Here is a 16,266-nt window from a genome sequence, read left to right on the forward strand (position 1 = left end):
TTTGTTTCATCTATTGACTTTTCAGCTAAGGGAACTTGTCTAGCGGTTCCCGGTCAATTTCGCAGTGCTGAACTGCACGAGTCATGTGTCGGAGGTTTTTTCGTATGACCAATTCTTTGCAACCTGCTTATGCCTTGGTTCCGGGTGCAAACCTGGAAGCCTATGTGCACACGGTAAACAGCATTCCATTGCTGACGCCCGAGCAGGAGCGTGAACTGGCCGAGAGTCTCTATTACGAGCAGGATCTAGGGGCGGCTCGGCAGATGGTGCTCGCCCACCTGCGATTTGTCGTGCATATCGCACGCAGTTATTCCGGTTATGGACTGGCTCAGGCTGACCTGATCCAGGAAGGTAACGTTGGCCTGATGAAGGCCGTGAAGCGCTTTAACCCCGAGATGGGTGTTCGCCTTGTGTCGTTTGCTGTGCACTGGATCAAGGCCGAAATTCACGAATTCATCCTGCGCAACTGGCGCATCGTGAAAGTGGCGACCACCAAGGCTCAGCGCAAGCTGTTTTTCAACCTGCGCAGCCAGAAGAAGCGTCTGGCCTGGCTGAACAACGAAGAAGTTCATCGTGTGGCGGAAAGCCTGGGCGTTGAACCGCGCGAAGTGCGCGAAATGGAAAGCCGTCTGACTGGCCACGACATGGCGTTCGACCCGGCTGCTGAAGCCGACGACGACAGCGCGTTCCAGTCTCCGGCCAACTACCTGGAAGACCATCGTTACGATCCGGCGCGTCAGCTGGAAGATTCCGATTGGACCGACAGCTCCACCGCCAACCTGCACGAAGCCTTGAACGTGCTCGATGAGCGCAGCCGCGACATCCTCTATCAGCGTTGGCTGGCGGAGGAAAAAGCGACGCTGCATGACCTGGCGGAGAAGTACAACGTTTCTGCCGAGCGGATTCGTCAGCTCGAGAAGAGCGCGATGAACAAACTGAAGTCGTCAATCGCCGCGTAAGCGAAAGACTGAAACGAAGCGCCCCGAGATGATCGGGGCGTTTTTGTTTATGGGGTTCAGTGCGCGTTGGGCTACCTCACCATTTGCGGCTGTGATTCAACCCCGCCAGATACTCATCACCACCCAGCTGGCGCATTTGCTGGCGAATCCAGCCGGCCCGTCGTGAGACGTAGCTGCTCGGATTGCTGGCGCTCCATTCGCGAGGGTTTGGCAGCACTGCGGCGAGGTAACTGGCCTGCTGCGTCGACAACTGGCCGGCGTTGATATGGAAGTGGTGTTGCGCAGCCGCTTGCGCGCCGAAAACCCCGTCGTCCCACTCGACGCTGTTGACATACACCTCGAGGATTCGCTGCTTGGACCAGAACACCTCGATCAACCCGGTAAACCACACCTCCAGTCCCTTGCGCAAATAACTGCGGCCTGACCATAAGAACAGGTTCTTGGACACCTGCTGGCTCAGCGTGCTGGCGCCGCGAATCGAACCGCCGCGCTCGTTATGCACCAGCGCCGCCTGAATGGCGTCGATATCGAAGCCCCAATGCTCGGCGAATTTCTGGTCTTCCCCGGCGATGACCGCAACTTTGAGATCGTCGGAGATTTTGTCCCATGGCTGCCAGTCACGCTGCAGATCAATGGGCTTGCCGTCGAACCATGATTCAATCTTGCGCTCGACCATCAGCGCCGTGAAAGGTGGCGGCACCCAGCGGAAGATCAAAACCAGCACGACACTCGCCGCTGCAAACCAGAGCAGGACTTTGGCGATACGACTGAGCAGGAAACGCAGCATAGAGATGGCTTGGCCGAAGCGGTTGAGCGGGCCATTATACAGACCGCGCAGGATAGAACGATTTTTGACGGAGTCACCCATGCTACGAACCTTCTTGATGCTGGCCGCTTTCTTCGGATTTACCGGTGTCGCGCTGGGCGCATTCGCTGCTCATGGCCTGAAAAACCGCCTCACCCCTGAATACCTTGCGACCTTCCAGACTGGCGTGCTCTATCAGCTGATTCACGCGCTGGCGATCTTCGGCGTGGCGATCCTGGCGACTCAGATTCAGGGGCGGCTGGTCAATTACGCCGGCATTGCCTTTACACTCGGTATCCTGTTGTTCTCGGGCAGCCTGTACGTGTTGACGCTCACGGGAGTGAGCAAGCTGGGCATCATCACGCCGATAGGCGGCCTATGCTTTCTCGTCGGTTGGTTCATTCTGGGTTGGACGGCCTGGCGCCTGGGCGTGGATACCCTTTAAGTGGCCGACCACCAACAACTTGTGGGAGAGGGCAAACTGTCTTTAGCGCCCTTCGATCTACGGCGTAACGCCCTGCGCCTTCCCGGCTAAAGCCGGTCCTACGGAAAGCTTTCAGCCCCTGTAGGACCGGCTTTAGCCGGGAAGAGGCCGGTGCATGCTGTGGAGATGCAGTGGTGGAAATCCGTCTGCGTCCGATGGCGGCCCCGAGCAAGCCACTCCCACAGGTGAAACCATTGCTCCCAGGCTGAGACGAATGGCGTGCCTTTGCCTTGGTCCCGGAGGCTGATCGGGCTAGAATGCTCGCCCCCTAAAATGATGGCTGCCATTCGCATGCGCATTCAGTTGAACGGTGAATCCTTTGAACTGCCCGACGGCGAGACCGTCGCGGCATTGCTGACACGTCTGGATCTGGTCGGACGTCGGATCGCAGTCGAACTCAATCTGGATATCGTCCCGCGCAGCCAGCACGCATCTACGACCCTGAATGAAGGCGATCAGGTCGAAGTGGTGCATGCCATCGGCGGTGGCTAGGTCTGCCGACCGGCGCTGCGACCCGATCCAAAAGAGCTGCAAGAACCTCAACCGTAAAGAGGATTTCCGATGAGCAATGTTCATAGCGACAAGCCGTTTACAGTGGCCGGTCGGACTTTCCAGTCGCGCCTGCTGGTCGGCACTGGCAAGTACAAGGATATGGAAGAAACCCGTCTGGCCATCGAAGCCTCTGGCGCGGAAATCGTGACGGTCGCCGTGCGTCGTACCAACCTGGGCCAGAATCCGGGTGAGCCGAACCTGCTCGACGTGCTGCCACCTGATCGTTACACCATCTTGCCGAACACTGCCGGTTGCTATGACGCCATCGAGGCAGTGCGTACCTGCCGCCTGGCGCGTGAGCTGCTCGACGGCCACAACCTGGTCAAGCTTGAAGTTCTGGCCGACCAGAAGACCCTTTTCCCTAACGTGATCGAAACCCTCAAGGCTGCCGAAACGCTGGTCAAAGACGGTTTCGACGTGATGGTTTACACCAGCGACGACCCGATCATCGCGCGCCAACTGGCCGAAATCGGCTGCTGCGCAGTCATGCCTTTGGCGGGCCTGATCGGCACGGGCCTCGGGATCTGCAACCCGTACAACCTGCGGATCATTCTCGAAGAATCGAAAGTGCCGGTGCTGGTCGACGCCGGTGTCGGCACCGCTTCGGACGCCACCATCGCGATGGAATTGGGTTGCGAAGCCGTGCTGATGAACTCGGCCATCGCCCACGCCGGGCAGCCGGTATTGATGGCAGAAGCGATGAAACACGCCATTCTGGCAGGCCGTATGGCTTACCTGGCGGGTCGTATGCCCAAGAAACTCTATGCCAGCGCGTCCTCGCCGCTGGACGGTCTGATCAAGTAAGAGCCTGTTGATGATTGATTCGCAAAAGCCCGATGCACTTCCGGACGACGAAGTGATGAACGACGAAGACGGTAAAGAACAGGGCGATGAAAGCCATCATCGACGCATCAAGAGCTTCGTGATGCGTGCCGGTCGCATGACCGAAGGCCAGCAGCGCGGGCTGGATCAGGGCAAACCGTTGTTCGTCCTGCCGCTGGCCGACGAGCCGGTCGATTTCGACAAGGTGTTCGGCCGCGCTGCGCCGCGCACGCTGGAAATCGGCTTCGGCATGGGACACTCATTGCTGGAAATGGCAGCGGCGGCGCCCGAGCAAGATTTCATCGGCGTTGAAGTGCATCGTCCTGGTGTCGGTGCGCTGCTCAATGGCGTTCTGACGCAAGGCCTGAAGAACGTGCGGGTCTACGATTGCGACGCGATCGAAGTGCTCAATCGTTGCATTGCCGATAACAGCCTCGATCGCCTGATGCTGTTCTTCCCGGATCCCTGGCACAAGGCGCGCCATCACAAGCGTCGCATCGTTCAGGCCGAATTTGCCGCGCTGGTTCGCAGCAAGCTCAAGCCCGGCGGCGTCCTGCACATGGCGACCGACTGGGAGCCCTACGCTGAATACATGCTGGAAGTGATGAACGTTGCTCCCGGTTACCGCAATCTGGCCGAAGACGGCAAATGCGTCCCGCGCCCTGCGGAACGCCCGATCACCAAGTTCGAACGACGTGGCGAGCGTCTGGGGCATGGGGTCTGGGATTTGAAGTTCGAAAAAACCGCCTGACTCATCCGCCGATGAGTCACTGTGCGAGCGAGATTGCTCGTGAAGGCTCAGGATCAGCCAGTAGACGTGCACTGGCTGAACTGGTGCTCTCGCGAGCAGGCTCGCTGCCATAGATGACGTGCCCGCCGCGCGAGCGCGTGGTGTCAGCCCTGGATTACTTCCGATCCGCCACAACGCCGATCAGCACCAGCACCACCAACAACACGGGCGCCAGGCTGTAGTTGTTGAACTGGCTCAGCCCGCGCACGACCCATGGCGTGGCGTAGATGAGCGCAGCGCCGCTGCCGATGGTGCACAGCAGGGCCATGACGGGAACGCGCAAGGCCCCGGCGAAGCTGCTGATGCGACCTTCGATCCAGCCCTTGATGTCGGCCCCGAACAGGATCAGCAGACAGCCCACCAACGCCAGTGCGATTTCCGAAAGGTTGCTGCGACTCCAGCGCGAGACAGTTGCCAGCAGGTCGAGTACGAGGTCCATTCAGTGTCCTTAGCGTTGAGTCTTATAGAAGAAAATACTGCAGCAGGTCGTTGAGAAATAACTGCCCGCGAGCAGTGGCCACCAGACGCGTCGGATCGGCCTCGAGCAAGCCTCGTTGTTCGGCCTGTTGACGCGCACTGGCGAGCGAATCGACGCTTAGACCGGTGCGCCGCTGAAATAATGCAGCGTCGACGCCTTTTGTCAGGCGCAGCGCATTCATCAGAAATTCGAACGGCATTTCGTCCAGCGCCAAGAGCTTCTCGCCGGCCTGATACGACTTGGCCGGATTCAGGTAATCCTTGGGCAGTCGGGTTTTCCAGGTGCGTACGATGCGTCCGTCCGGGTGGCTGAGCTTGCCGTGAGCCCCTGCGCCGATGCCGATGAAGTCGCCGAAACTCCAGTAATTCAGATTGTGTCGTGCCGGACGGCCGGATTGCGCGTAGGCAGAAACTTCATATTGCGCGTAGCCGTTTTCCCGCAGCAGCGTCTGACCGGCCTCCTGAATGTCCCACAGGATGTCGTCTTCCGGCAGCGTCGGCGGCTGATTCCAGAAAACGGTGTTGGGTTCCAGGGTCAGCTGATACCAGGAGAGATGGGTCGGCGCCAGCGCAATGGCTTGGCGTAGATCGCTCAGTGCATCGTCCTGGGACTGATCCGGTAAGCCGTGCATCAGGTCCAGATTGAAGTTATCGAAACCGGCCTGGCGCGCCATGTCGGCAGCGCGTACCGCTTCGTCACCATTGTGGATGCGGCCCAGTGCCTTGAGCTTGGCTTCCTGAAAGCTCTGAATGCCAATCGACAGCCGATTGATGCCTAAGGCCCGGTATGCGCTGAATTTCACCTGCTCGAACGTGCCGGGGTTGGCTTCCAGGGTGATCTCGATATCGGGCGCGAAGGGTATGCGTTGCTCGACCCCTTTCAAGAGTCGCCCAAGTGCCTCTGCGCTGAACAGGCTGGGCGTGCCCCCGCCGAAAAAGATCGAACTCAACGCGCGGCCATAAACGCTTGGCAGGTCCTGATCGAGGTCGGCAAGCAGCGCGTCGACGTACTCTTGCTCAGGCAGTACCGCGCTGGCGGTATGAGAGTTGAAGTCGCAGTACGGACATTTGCGCACGCACCACGGAATATGGATGTACAGCGAAAGCGGAGGCAGTTCGGTCAGCGGGTTTCTTGGCTGCTCGGAGCTGAAACCGGCCGCGCCGAGAATCAGCGGCCGGGTGTCTGAATCGTGATTCATTGCAATTCCAGACGCTGACGCAAAATAGCCATGGCGCGTGCACGGTGGCTGATCTGGTTCTTGTCGGCCGGGCTGAGTTCGGCGCTCGAAACATTGCGCTCCGGCACCCAGAACAGCGGATCGTAGCCAAATCCGTGCTCGCCGCTGGCGGCCGTCAGGATGCGCCCATGCCACAGGCCTTCACACAGAATGGGCAACGGGTCATCGGCGTGACGAACCAGCGCCAGCACGCAGACGAACTGCGCGCCGCGCGCGTGTTCCGGCACATCCTTCAGGGCGTCGAGCAGCTTGGCGTTGTTCGCCGCATCGCCCTTGCCATCGGCATAGCGCGCCGAATAGATACCCGGCGCTCCGCCGAGGAAATCCACGGCAAGGCCCGAGTCATCGGCCAGTGCCGGCAGACCTGAAATACGCGCAGCGTTGCGGGCCTTCAAAATGGCGTTCTCGACGAACGACAGACCCGTCTCCTCAGGCTCCACGCTGCTGAACTCGCCGATCGAGCGCAACTGCACGCTGCCGCCAAGCATGGCCTGAAGTTCTTTGAGTTTGCCGGCGTTGTGACTGGCGAGTACGAGCTGGGTGAAGTTCATCATGGGTCCGAAAAGATTTCCTGGTTGAAGCTGAGCGTGTGAACTTGTTCGTCAACGGTTTTCACGTTGATGGTGAAGATGTAAGTGGCCGAGGTGTCGGGCTGCACGTCGTACTGCGCGATGTAATTGACCGAGCCGTTTTCGCTGATCGGCCTGAAGCTCAACGCTTCCTTGCGGCCGGTCAGGTCTGCCACCGAGCCGTCGACGCTGGCAGTAACGGTTTTGCCGTCTTTGATCGCAGTGATGTTGATCACGCCCATGCCCTTGCTGCGGGTCAGGCCTTTGTCCCTGGCAATCGACGGCTGCAGCATTCCTGAACCAAACGCGTTGTAGTGAATGGTCACGTCGCCGAACTGCTGCTGCCTGTTCAGGCTCGCGCTGTCGGCAGCCATCGCCGGAGCTGCAAGTGCGATGAGCAGACTCAGCATTGCACTCAGACGACGCATGATCATTCTCCTGTCGGTTGGTTCAGACCGCGATCTGGTGATCCTGCAAGGTCGGGCTGCTGACCCGATAGATGCCGATCTCACCCAACAGATTAGGCCATAGTTTACTTGCCCATCCGTGGCGATGTTGTTGGTCGACCGCCAGCCGATCAATGACCTTTGCCGAGCGACCGCGGCACAGCTCCTCGAAGTCTTCGAAGGTGCAGAAGTGAATGTTCGGCGTGTTGTACCACGTGTAGGGCAGGAACTCGGAAACCGGCATGCGGCCCTTGCTCGCCAGGTACCAGCGGCAGCGCCAGTGACCGAAGTTGGGGAATGTGATGATGCACTGACGACCCACGCGAAGCATCTCGTCAAGGATTCGGTCAGGGTAGTGCACTGCTTGCAGCGCCTGCGTCATGACCACGACGTCGAAGCTGTTGCTGGCGAAGTTGCCCAGGCCTTTGTCCAGGTCCTGCTCGATGACATTGACGCCTCGCGACACGCAGCGTGCGATGTTGTCGGCATCATTCTCCAGCCCGTAGCCTGTCACTTGTTTGTTCTGCTGCAGCCAGGCCAGCAATTCGCCGTCGCCGCAACCGAGGTCGAGCACGCGGCTGCCTGCCGGTATCCAGTCTTGGATGATTTCCAGGTCGGCTCTCATGGTGTCCTCAGAGTGCAATTCGGTTCATGTAGCTGGAGAAGGCTTGCAGGTAGCGCGGGATCGGCATCAGGAAGGCATCGTGGCCCTGCGGCGCGTCGATCTCCAGGTAGCAGACGTCCTTTTTCGCGGCCATCAACGCATCCACCAGTTCGCGAGAGCGCGCGGGCGAGAAGCGCCAGTCGGTGGTGAACGACATCACGCAGAATTTGGCGCTCGCACCGGCGAAGGTTGCGGCCAGGTCATCGTTGAAGTTGGCGGCCGGATCGAAATAGTCCAGTGCCTTGGTCATCAACAGATACGTATTGGCGTCGAAGCGGCCGGAAAACTCTTCGCCCTGATAACGCAGGTAGCTTTCGACCTGAAACTCGACGCTGTGGAAGTCGTAGTTGAGGTTCTCGTTTTTCAGGCCGCGGCCGAATTTCTCGCCCATCGAATCGTCGGACAGGTACGTGATGTGCCCGACCATGCGCGCCAGCATCAAGCCGCGTTTGGGGATGACGCCGAGTTCCTGGAACGAGCCGCCATGAAATTCCGGATCGGTCAGGATCGCTTGGCGTGCGACTTCGTTGAACGCGATGTTCTGCGCTGACAACTTGGGCGCCGACGCAATCGCCAGGCAATGACGCACGCGGTCCGGATAGGTGATCGTCCACTGCAGGGCCTGCATGCCGCCCAGGCTGCCGCCGACGATGGCGGCCCATTGCATGATGCCCAGGCTGTCGGCCAGACGCGCCTGGCTGTGCACCCAGTCTTCGACGGTCAATACGGGGAAGCCGGCGCCAAAGGGTTTGCCGGTTTCCGGGTTGATGCTGCTGGGGCCTGTCGAGCCGTTGCAGCCACCCAGGTTATTGAGGCTGACCACGAAGAATTTGTTGGTGTCGATGGGCTTGCCCGGGCCGATGCAGCTGTCCCACCAACCTGGCTTGCGGTCTTCGGCGCTGTGATAGCCGGCCGCGTGATGGTGGCCCGACAAGGCGTGGCAGATCAGCACCGCATTGCTTTTGGCGGCGTTGAGCTGACCGTAGGTTTCGTAGATGAGGTCATAAGCGGCCAGCGACCGACCGCAGGCCAGAGCCAGTGGCTCGCTGAAATGCGCCGTTTGCGGCGTGACTAGACCGACAGAATCTTCGGGAAAGACCGTGGACATCGACCCTGCTCTCGCTGAAATGAGGCGTAAGTCTAAAGATCACGGGGGGTAGCGGCAAGCGAACAACGGGGCGGTGGACAGATGAGTACCTGTAGGAGTGAGCTTGCTCGCGATTGCGGTGTGCCAGACGCCAGCTAAGTATCTGACGCACCGTCATCGCGAGCGAGCTCACGCCTACAGGGTGGGGCGGGATTTAGATCAACCGCCACAGCTCCTGCGGCATGCCGGAGTACGCTGCCAGTTCGGGCATGACGTACGACTGCAGCACTTGAATGGCCAGGAAGGCGAAGATCGGCGAGATGTCCATGCCACCCAGATTGGGGATGATGCGGCGGAAGGGCGCCAGGATCGGCTCACTGATCTGGTAGGCCAGTTCTGCGGCAGGGTTGTGCGTGCCCGGCGCGATCCACGAGACGATGACCATGATGATCATCGCGACCCAGAAGATCTTCAGCAGCAGCGACGTGATGCCGATGATCGACCACATCAACAGGTGTGGGACGTCGCCGATGGTGCCGTAAGTCATCATCAGCACGAAGGCCATCAACAACGCCTGAATCACGATCGCCAGCAGCAGAGAGGACGTGTCCAGACCCAGGACGCTGGGGACGATCCGGCGAATGGGCTTGAGCAGCGGTTGCGTGGCCCGCACGGCAAACTGGCTGAGCGGGTTGTAGAAGTTGGCTTTGACCAGTTGCAGCACGAAGCGCAGCAGGACGATGGTCAGGTACAGGCTGATCAGCGTCTGAATAACAAAGATCGTGGCGCCAGTGAGTGCATTCATGAACTACTCCTTATTTACCCAGCAATTCGGCCAGTTCGGCGGAACGGTGTGCCGCAGCGCCGAGCGCCTTTTCCACGATCGCTTCGAAGCCGTCGGCCTGGAAGGACTTGATCGCAGCTTCCGTCGTGCCCGCAGGTGAGGTCACGCGGCTGCGCAGCTCCGCTGCATCGACGTCACTCTCGGTCGCCATCCGTGCAGCGCCCAGAGCGGTCTGCTCGGCCAGTTGCTTGGAAACCTCGGGCGACAGGCCAAGCTTCACGCCGGCGGCGGTCATGGCTTCAATCAGCAGGAAGAAGTAAGCCGGGCCGCTGCCCGACACCGCCGTTACCGCATCAATGTGGGCTTCTTCATTCACCCACAGGGCGATGCCCACTGCCGAGAGCAGGGTTTCCGCCTGCTGGCGCTGAGCTGATGTCACGTCTTCGGTGGCGTACAAGCCACTGACGCCCTGACGCAACAGCGCCGGCGTATTGGGCATGCAGCGAACGATCGGCTGTTCGCCAAGCCAGGCCTTCATGCTGGCGCAGGTGATGCCAGCGGCAATGGAAACGATCAACTGATCGGGCTTCAAGCTTGGCTTGAGCGACTCGCAGACGGTTTTCATCATCTGCGGTTTGACCGCCAGCAACACCACGTCGGCACCTTCGACTGCTTCGGCGTTGTCGGCGAAAGCCTGGACTCCGTGTTCTCGGGTGATGCGTTCGCGGGTTTCGGCGCCGGGATCGCTGGCGCGAATCAGTTCAGCCTCGACGCCTTGGGCGCGCATGCCGCCGATCAGGCTGGCCGCCATGTTGCCTGCGCCGATGAATGCGATACGGGTTTTGCTCATGAACGGTTTCCTGTAAGGCGAAAGTTAAGGCTGCCCATAGTTCCGGGCGCCAAAAAGGGCAGTGCCGATCCGCACCCAGGTCGCGCCTTGTGCAATGGCGGCTTCCAGGTCGTGGCTCATGCCCATGGAAAGAGTGTCCAGCGGCAGGTTGAGGCTGTGTTGCAAGTCACGTACAGCGGCAAAGGCAGCGTTCTGTTCGTCGCTGTCTTCTGTAGGTTCGGGAATTGCCATCAATCCGCGCAATCTCAGATTAGGCAGGGCGCTGATCGCATGTGCCAGCGCTGGCAGGTCTTCCGGTGTGCAACCCGATTTGCTGGCTTCGCCACTCACATTGACCTGAATGCAGATATTGAGCGGCGGCAGTCCGGCGGGACGTTGTTCGGACAGACGTTGTGCAATCTTCAGGCGGTCCACTGAATGTACCCAGGCAAAATTCTCGGCGATGGCGCGCGTCTTGTTTGACTGGATGGGGCCGATGAAATGCCAGATCAAGGGCAGATCGCTCAATTGAGCCTGTTTGCCGAGGGCTTCCTGCAGGTAGTTCTCGCCGAAGTCGCGCAGACCTGCCGCGTGAGCCTCACGCAGATCGCTTGCCGGTTTGGTCTTGCTCACGGCCAGCAGGCCGACGGATGCCGGGTCGCGTTGAGCGGCCTGCGCGGCGTTATGAATTCGCTCCGCGAGCGTTGAAATGTTCTCTGCTATCGTGGACATTGATTTGCGCCAGCAGGGCTAAAGTCTGCGGCATTCTATGTGATGAGGAGCTGTATGGATATTACCGAGCTGCTTGCCTTCAGTGCCAAGCAAGGCGCGTCGGACTTACACCTCTCTGCCGGCCTGCCACCGATGATCCGCGTCGATGGCGATGTAAGGCGGATCAACCTGCCAGCGCTGGACCAGAAAGAGGTCCAGGCGCTGATTTACGACATCATGAACGATAGGCAGCGTAAGGATTTCGAAGAAGATCTGGAGACGGACTTCTCCTTCGAAGTGCCCGGCGTGGCGCGGTTCAGGGTCAATGCGTTCAATCAGAACCGTGGCGCGGGCGCTGTATTCCGGACCATTCCCTCGAAGGTCCTGAGCATGGAAGAGCTGGGCATGGGGGAAGTGTTTCGCAAGATTACCGACGTCCCGCGTGGCCTGATTCTGGTGACCGGGCCCACCGGCTCGGGCAAGTCGACCACGCTGGCGGCGATGGTCGATTACTTGAACAGTAACAAGCACCACCACATTCTCACCATCGAAGACCCGATCGAATTCGTTCACGAGTCCAAGAAAAGCCTGATCAACCAGCGCGAAGTTCACCGCGACACCCATGGTTTCGCCGAGGCCTTGCGCTCGGCGCTGCGTGAAGACCCGGACGTGATTCTGGTCGGCGAGCTGCGGGACCTGGAAACCATTCGCCTGGCGTTGACCGCAGCCGAAACCGGTCACCTGGTGTTTGGCACGCTGCACACCACGTCTGCGGCAAAAAGTATCGACCGTATCGTCGACGTGTTTCCGGCTCAGGAAAAGTCGATGATTCGCTCGATGCTTTCCGAGTCGCTGCACGCGATCATTTCCCAGGCGCTGCTGAAAAAGGTCGGCGGTGGCCGGGTGGCGGCGCACGAGATCATGATCGGCACCTCGGCGATCCGAAACCTGATCCGGGAAGACAAGGTGGCGCAGATGTACTCGTCGATCCAGACGGGGGGCTCGCTGGGGATGCAGACGCTGGATATGTGCCTCAAGGACCTGATCGCCAAAGGGCTGATCACGCGGGAAAGCGCTCGCGAGAAGGCAAAGACACCGGATAACTTCTGATTCGATTGCCTTGAACGACTGTGGGAGTGCATGCACTCATGATTGGCCGTACATCCGACAGGTTTTCCATCGGCTGTACGATCCGCTCGTGAATGAATCCACTCCCACAAAGCTCTCCGTCGTCAGACGGAACGTCGCAGATCAGCGCTGGGCGATTCGCACCGTCGTGCCTTTGCGGCTTGGCGGCTGCTTGGGCAGCACGCGCTTGGCGACAACGTAATGGCTGTCCCAATACGGCTTTTTCAGCGTATCGATCGTCACGGACTTGCCACGACGCGGGGCGTGGACGAACTGATCGTCACCCAGGTAGATGGCGACGTGATTAACCTTGCGGCTCTTGATGTTGAAAAACAGCAAGTCACCCGGCTTCAGATCCTTGCGATCGACCTTTTGCCCGTGGCCTTCGGCCATGGCGTTCGAGGTACGCGGCAGATCCACTTCACTTACGTCATTGAACGCGTATTTAACCAGTCCGCTGCAGTCGAACCCTTTAGTCGGGCTGGTGCCGCCCCAACGATAAGGGGTACCGATGGCTTTAACCGCACGGTTCACCACGTTGGTGCTTTGCTTGGTTCCCGTCTGCGCCGAAGCGGCGAGGGCGACCGTGTTTTGCGAAATCTTGCGAGAACCCGAGGTGTTCTTGCTTTTGGTGGCTCGCGACTTTTTGCCGGAAGTTGCAAGCGGTGTTGCTGTCTCTTCGATTGCAGCCATCGCGGCTCGCTGAGCGGCGATATTGCGTGAAACGGTTTCCGGTGACTCGGCTCGTGCGGTGAAACCGGTGAAACTCGAAGGAAGCGGTTGCTCACGATTGGTGGCGTGGGCGGCCAGTGGCATAAATAGGCAAATAGTCAGCCATGTCTTTAAAAATGGACGCATTAGGCAGGGCTCATATTGGTCAGCGCGCAACTTTATAACAGCTTTTTTCCAGTTGCCGAGGCCATTTGTCGAACAATTTACTGCCCTGAAAGTCAGTTTCGGCGGTAAAACTGTCACGTTGGTATGCTCATCGCCTTGAAGAACAAGGGTTTGCACGATCAAGGATAGGTTCAAGCCATACGTCGGACAGGGTCACCAAAGTCACAAAAGTTACGCATATTTTTTTCTATCGCGACGAAAGAGGTTACCAATGAACACCTATCAGCACGACGTCCCGCATCACGACACCCACAGTAAGCTCATGGGTTATCTGCTGTGGATCGTTGGCTTCACGGGGTCTCATCGCTTCTATTACGGCAAACCGGTGACCGGCACGATCTGGTTTTTCACGCTTGGCCTGTTGGGAATTGGCTGGTTGATCGACCTGTTTCTGATTCCCTCGATGGATCGCGAGGCCGACTTGAGATTTAACGCCGGCACGACCGACTACAGCGTCGCGTGGATTCTGCTGACGTTCCTGGGCGTGTTCGGGGTGCATCGCATGTATCAGGGCAAATGGATCACCGGGATCCTCTACCTGCTAACGGGGGGCCTGGCGTTCATCGGCGTGCTGTATGACTTCTGGACGCTCAACGACCAGATTTCGGTGAAGAACGTGCAGCACCGGTAAACGCTGACCTGTAGGAACGTGCTTGTCCGCGAGGCGTCAGACCTGAGTTTTCAGGGTGTCTGACCTGATGCTGTCGCGAGCAAGCGCGCTCCTGCGAGCACAGAGCGGCGCGTCGACTTAGCCGATATAGCTGATCCGGCCGTCCACGAAGGTGTATTTCACTGCGCCCGGCAAGCAGTGGCCGAGGAACGGGCAGTTCTCGCCTTTGGACAGCCACTTCTCACCCGCCACGGTGGACGCCGCTGCGTCGAACAAGACCAGGTCGGCAGGCGCGCCGGCGGCCAGTTGGCCGGCGGGCAGGCGCAAGGCCGCTGCCGGGCCTGCGCTCAAGCGTGAGAGCAGCGTCGGCAGGTCCAGCAGGCCGTCTTCAACCAGGGTCATCGCCAGTGGCAACAACAACTCGACGCTGCTGATGCCCGGCTCAGTCGCGCCGAAGGGCGCCAGCTTGGCGTCGCGTTCATGAGGCTGGTGGTGGCTGGAGATGGCTTGAACGACGCCCGATTTCACTGCCTCACGCAGCGCGTCACGGTCGGCGCGGGTGCGCAGCGGCGGCTGGACGTGGTACAGGCTGGAGAAGTCGATCAGCGCTTCGTCGGTCAGAATCAACTGATACAGCGCCACGTCCGCAGTGACCGGCAGGCCGCGTGCCTGAGCCTGGGCGATAAGCGCCACGCCGCGCGCGCTGGTCAACTGAGTGAAGTGCGCGCGAACGCCGCTTTGCTCGACGAGCAACAGGTCACGGGCCAGCGCGACCGTTTCGGCGGTTTCCGGAATGCCGGGCAAACCCAGGAATGCGGCGGTTGGACCGTCGTGCGCCAGACCGCCTTGAGCCAGGTCGTCGTCCTGCGAATTGAAGATCACAGTGAGGTCGAAGGTCGCTGCGTATTCCAGCGCGCGGCAGAGCGTGCGGTTGCTGCGGAAATTCATCAGCCCGTTGGTGAACGCCACGCAGCCTGCGTCCCGCAGCGCGATCAGTTCAGCCAGTTGCTCACCTTCAAGCCCCTTGCTCAGCGCCCCGATGGGGAACACTTTGCTGTGTCCGGCTTCTCGGGCGCGGTCCAGAATCAGTTCGGCAACCGCCGAGGTGTCGAGGACCGGTTTGGTCCGGGGAGGGCAGCACAGACTGGTCACGCCGCCGGCCGCCGCTGCGCGGGTTTCGCTGGCGATGGAGCCTTTGCGGCTATAGCCCGGCTCGCGCAGGGAAACATTCAGGTCGACCAGGCCGGGAGCGGCGATCAGGCCGGCGGCGTCGATGGTTTGTGACGGGGTGAAATCGGCAGGCGCGACGCCAAGGGCGAGAATCTTGCCGGCTTCCAGGTGAACGTCGATGACTTGATCCAGACCGCTGACAGGGTCAATGACGCGAGCGCCGAGGATGCTGAACTTCACTGCGCGTTCTCCTGCTCGAACTGGCGTTGTGCGGTTTGGCCACTCATGGCCATGGACAATACGGCCATGCGCACCGCGATGCCGTAAGTCACTTGATTGAGAATCACCGAATGCGGACCATCGGCCACTGCCGACTCGATCTCCACGCCGCGGTTGATCGGACCCGGATGCATGACGATGGCGTCAGGTTTGGCGCCCGCCAGGCGGGCGGTGGTCAGGCCGAACAGACGATAGAATTCGCCCTCGCTCGGCAGCAGACCGCCGGACATGCGCTCGCGTTGCAGGCGCAACATGATCACCACGTCTACGTCCTTCAAGCCCTCGGCCAGATCGGTGTAGACCTTGACGCCGTACTGCTCGACGCCGATCGGCAGCAGCGTTTTGGGGGCGACGACGCGGATGTCCGGGCAACCCAGCGCCTTGAGGGCGATCATGTTAGAGCGCGCAACCCGCGAGTGCAGAATGTCGCCGACGATGGCGACCGAGAGGTTCTCGAAGTTGCCCTTGTGGCGGCGGATGGTGAGCATGTCGAGCATGCCCTGGGTCGGGTGAGCGTGTCGGCCGTCACCGCCGTTGATGATCGCCACCTGCGGGCTGACGTGCTCGGCGATGAAGTGCGCCGCACCGGAGTCGGCGTGGCGTACGACGAACATGTCGGCGGCCATGGCCTCAAGGTTGCGCAGGGTGTCGAACAGCGTCTCGCCCTTGCTCGTCGAAGAGGTCGACACGTTCAGGGTGATGACGTCCGCCGACAGCCTCTGTGCCGCCAGTTCAAACGTGGTGCGGGTCCGCGTCGAGTTCTCGAAGAACACGTTGCACACCGTCTTGCCGCGTAGCAGCGGGACTTTCTTCACCGCCCGTGCGCCGACTTCAAGGAATGAGTCGGCGGTGTCGAGGATTTCGGTCAGCAGTTCGCGGGGCAAACCGTCGAGCGAGAGAAAATGTTGCAGTTGACCCTGATGGTTCAGCTGCAGCGGGCGCTTGGCGTCGGGAGGCGTCATCGC

Annotated in this window: 20 protein-coding genes; 7 read left to right on the forward strand and 13 right to left on the reverse strand. The window is 60.0% G+C overall.

All coding sequences use genetic code 11. The features are described 5' to 3' along the window. The first annotated feature begins 104 nt into the window (after nucleotides 1–104). Nucleotides 105–959, forward strand: a complete 855-nt coding sequence (gene rpoH, locus BMZ10_RS23870) for an RNA polymerase sigma factor RpoH (protein WP_093468210.1) — start codon at nucleotides 105–107, stop codon at nucleotides 957–959. Nucleotides 960–1,035: 76 nt separating this feature from the next. On the opposite strand, the gene mtgA is transcribed toward rpoH, so the two are convergent. Continuing rightward, a complete protein-coding gene (gene mtgA / locus BMZ10_RS23875; protein WP_093468806.1) occupies nucleotides 1,036–1,746 on the reverse strand; it encodes a monofunctional biosynthetic peptidoglycan transglycosylase in 711 nt (236 codons plus the stop codon). A 79-nt stretch (nucleotides 1,747–1,825) separates the two neighbouring features. Between mtgA and BMZ10_RS23880 the strand changes: the two genes are divergently transcribed. The 4 genes from BMZ10_RS23880 (at nucleotide 1,826) to trmB (ending at nucleotide 4,373) form a co-directional block, all read left to right on the forward strand. Then, entirely contained in the window at nucleotides 1,826–2,209 is a 384-nt protein-coding gene (locus BMZ10_RS23880) for a DUF423 domain-containing protein (protein WP_093468213.1), read from the forward strand. Between the two features lie 330 nt (nucleotides 2,210–2,539). After that, the gene (thiS, locus tag BMZ10_RS23885) at nucleotides 2,540–2,740 is read left to right on the forward strand and encodes a sulfur carrier protein ThiS (RefSeq protein WP_093468809.1); all 201 of its coding nucleotides are present in this window, start codon (nucleotides 2,540–2,542) and stop codon (nucleotides 2,738–2,740) included. Nucleotides 2,741–2,809: 69 nt separating this feature from the next. Then, a complete protein-coding gene (locus BMZ10_RS23890) occupies nucleotides 2,810–3,604 on the forward strand; it encodes a thiazole synthase (protein ID WP_093468216.1) in 795 nt (264 codons plus the stop codon). Between the two features lie 55 nt (nucleotides 3,605–3,659). Continuing rightward, entirely contained in the window at nucleotides 3,660–4,373 is a 714-nt protein-coding gene (gene trmB, locus BMZ10_RS23895) for a tRNA (guanosine(46)-N7)-methyltransferase TrmB (RefSeq protein ID WP_093468812.1), read from the forward strand. 154 nt (nucleotides 4,374–4,527) lie between these two features. On the opposite strand, the gene BMZ10_RS23900 is transcribed toward trmB, so the two are convergent. The 9 genes from BMZ10_RS23900 to BMZ10_RS23940 all read right to left on the reverse strand — a co-directional run bounded on the left by BMZ10_RS23900 (nucleotide 4,528) and on the right by BMZ10_RS23940 (nucleotide 11,238). Further along, on the reverse strand, nucleotides 4,528–4,851 hold the full coding sequence (locus BMZ10_RS23900; RefSeq protein ID WP_093468219.1) for a DUF3392 domain-containing protein: 324 nt from the start codon (nucleotides 4,849–4,851) through the stop codon (nucleotides 4,528–4,530). Nucleotides 4,852–4,873: 22 nt separating this feature from the next. Beyond that, nucleotides 4,874–6,088, reverse strand: coding sequence for a radical SAM family heme chaperone HemW (gene hemW, locus BMZ10_RS23905; RefSeq protein WP_093468222.1), 1,215 nt, complete (start codon nucleotides 6,086–6,088; stop codon nucleotides 4,874–4,876). After that, a complete protein-coding gene (gene rdgB / locus BMZ10_RS23910; protein WP_093468225.1) occupies nucleotides 6,085–6,681 on the reverse strand; it encodes an RdgB/HAM1 family non-canonical purine NTP pyrophosphatase in 597 nt (198 codons plus the stop codon). Before rdgB ends, hemW begins: the two co-directional genes overlap by 4 nt. Further along, a complete protein-coding gene (locus BMZ10_RS23915; RefSeq protein WP_093468228.1) occupies nucleotides 6,678–7,124 on the reverse strand; it encodes a DUF4426 domain-containing protein in 447 nt (148 codons plus the stop codon). Before BMZ10_RS23915 ends, rdgB begins: the two co-directional genes overlap by 4 nt. A gap of 22 nt (nucleotides 7,125–7,146) precedes the next feature. Further along, on the reverse strand, nucleotides 7,147–7,767 hold the full coding sequence (gene metW, locus BMZ10_RS23920; RefSeq protein ID WP_093468231.1) for a methionine biosynthesis protein MetW: 621 nt from the start codon (nucleotides 7,765–7,767) through the stop codon (nucleotides 7,147–7,149). 7 nt (nucleotides 7,768–7,774) lie between these two features. Further along, entirely contained in the window at nucleotides 7,775–8,914 is a 1,140-nt protein-coding gene (locus tag BMZ10_RS23925; protein ID WP_093468234.1) for a homoserine O-succinyltransferase MetX, read from the reverse strand. Between the two features lie 193 nt (nucleotides 8,915–9,107). Continuing rightward, entirely contained in the window at nucleotides 9,108–9,698 is a 591-nt protein-coding gene (locus BMZ10_RS23930) for a YggT family protein (RefSeq protein WP_093468237.1), read from the reverse strand. Nucleotides 9,699–9,708: 10 nt separating this feature from the next. Then, nucleotides 9,709–10,527 carry a pyrroline-5-carboxylate reductase gene (gene proC / locus BMZ10_RS23935; protein WP_093468240.1) on the reverse strand — a complete coding sequence of 273 codons (819 nt, stop codon included), beginning with the start codon at nucleotides 10,525–10,527 and terminating at the stop codon, nucleotides 9,709–9,711. Between the two features lie 24 nt (nucleotides 10,528–10,551). Further along, on the reverse strand, nucleotides 10,552–11,238 hold the full coding sequence (locus tag BMZ10_RS23940; RefSeq protein ID WP_093468243.1) for a YggS family pyridoxal phosphate-dependent enzyme: 687 nt from the start codon (nucleotides 11,236–11,238) through the stop codon (nucleotides 10,552–10,554). Nucleotides 11,239–11,292: 54 nt separating this feature from the next. On the opposite strand from BMZ10_RS23940, the gene BMZ10_RS23945 reads away from it, so the two are divergent. Further along, a complete protein-coding gene (locus tag BMZ10_RS23945) occupies nucleotides 11,293–12,327 on the forward strand; it encodes a type IV pilus twitching motility protein PilT (RefSeq protein WP_093468246.1) in 1,035 nt (344 codons plus the stop codon). A gap of 141 nt (nucleotides 12,328–12,468) precedes the next feature. Here BMZ10_RS23945 and BMZ10_RS23950 read toward each other — a convergent pair whose 3' ends face one another. After that, entirely contained in the window at nucleotides 12,469–13,203 is a 735-nt protein-coding gene (locus BMZ10_RS23950) for a C40 family peptidase (protein WP_093468248.1), read from the reverse strand. A 250-nt stretch (nucleotides 13,204–13,453) separates the two neighbouring features. Here BMZ10_RS23950 and BMZ10_RS23955 point away from each other — a divergent pair, with 250 nt between their 5' ends. Continuing rightward, entirely contained in the window at nucleotides 13,454–13,873 is a 420-nt protein-coding gene (locus BMZ10_RS23955; RefSeq protein WP_093468251.1) for an NINE protein, read from the forward strand. A 117-nt stretch (nucleotides 13,874–13,990) separates the two neighbouring features. On the opposite strand, the gene BMZ10_RS23960 is transcribed toward BMZ10_RS23955, so the two are convergent. Next, entirely contained in the window at nucleotides 13,991–15,262 is a 1,272-nt protein-coding gene (locus BMZ10_RS23960; protein WP_093468254.1) for a dihydroorotase, read from the reverse strand. After that, nucleotides 15,259–16,263: an aspartate carbamoyltransferase catalytic subunit gene (locus BMZ10_RS23965; protein WP_093468257.1), complete on the reverse strand. Its 1,005-nt coding sequence runs from the start codon at nucleotides 16,261–16,263 to the stop codon at nucleotides 15,259–15,261. Before BMZ10_RS23965 ends, BMZ10_RS23960 begins: the two co-directional genes overlap by 4 nt. Nucleotides 16,264–16,266 lie beyond the last annotated feature (3 nt).

The organism is Pseudomonas sp. NFR16, from assembly GCF_900108875.1.
GTDB lineage: Bacteria > Pseudomonadota > Gammaproteobacteria > Pseudomonadales > Pseudomonadaceae > Aquipseudomonas.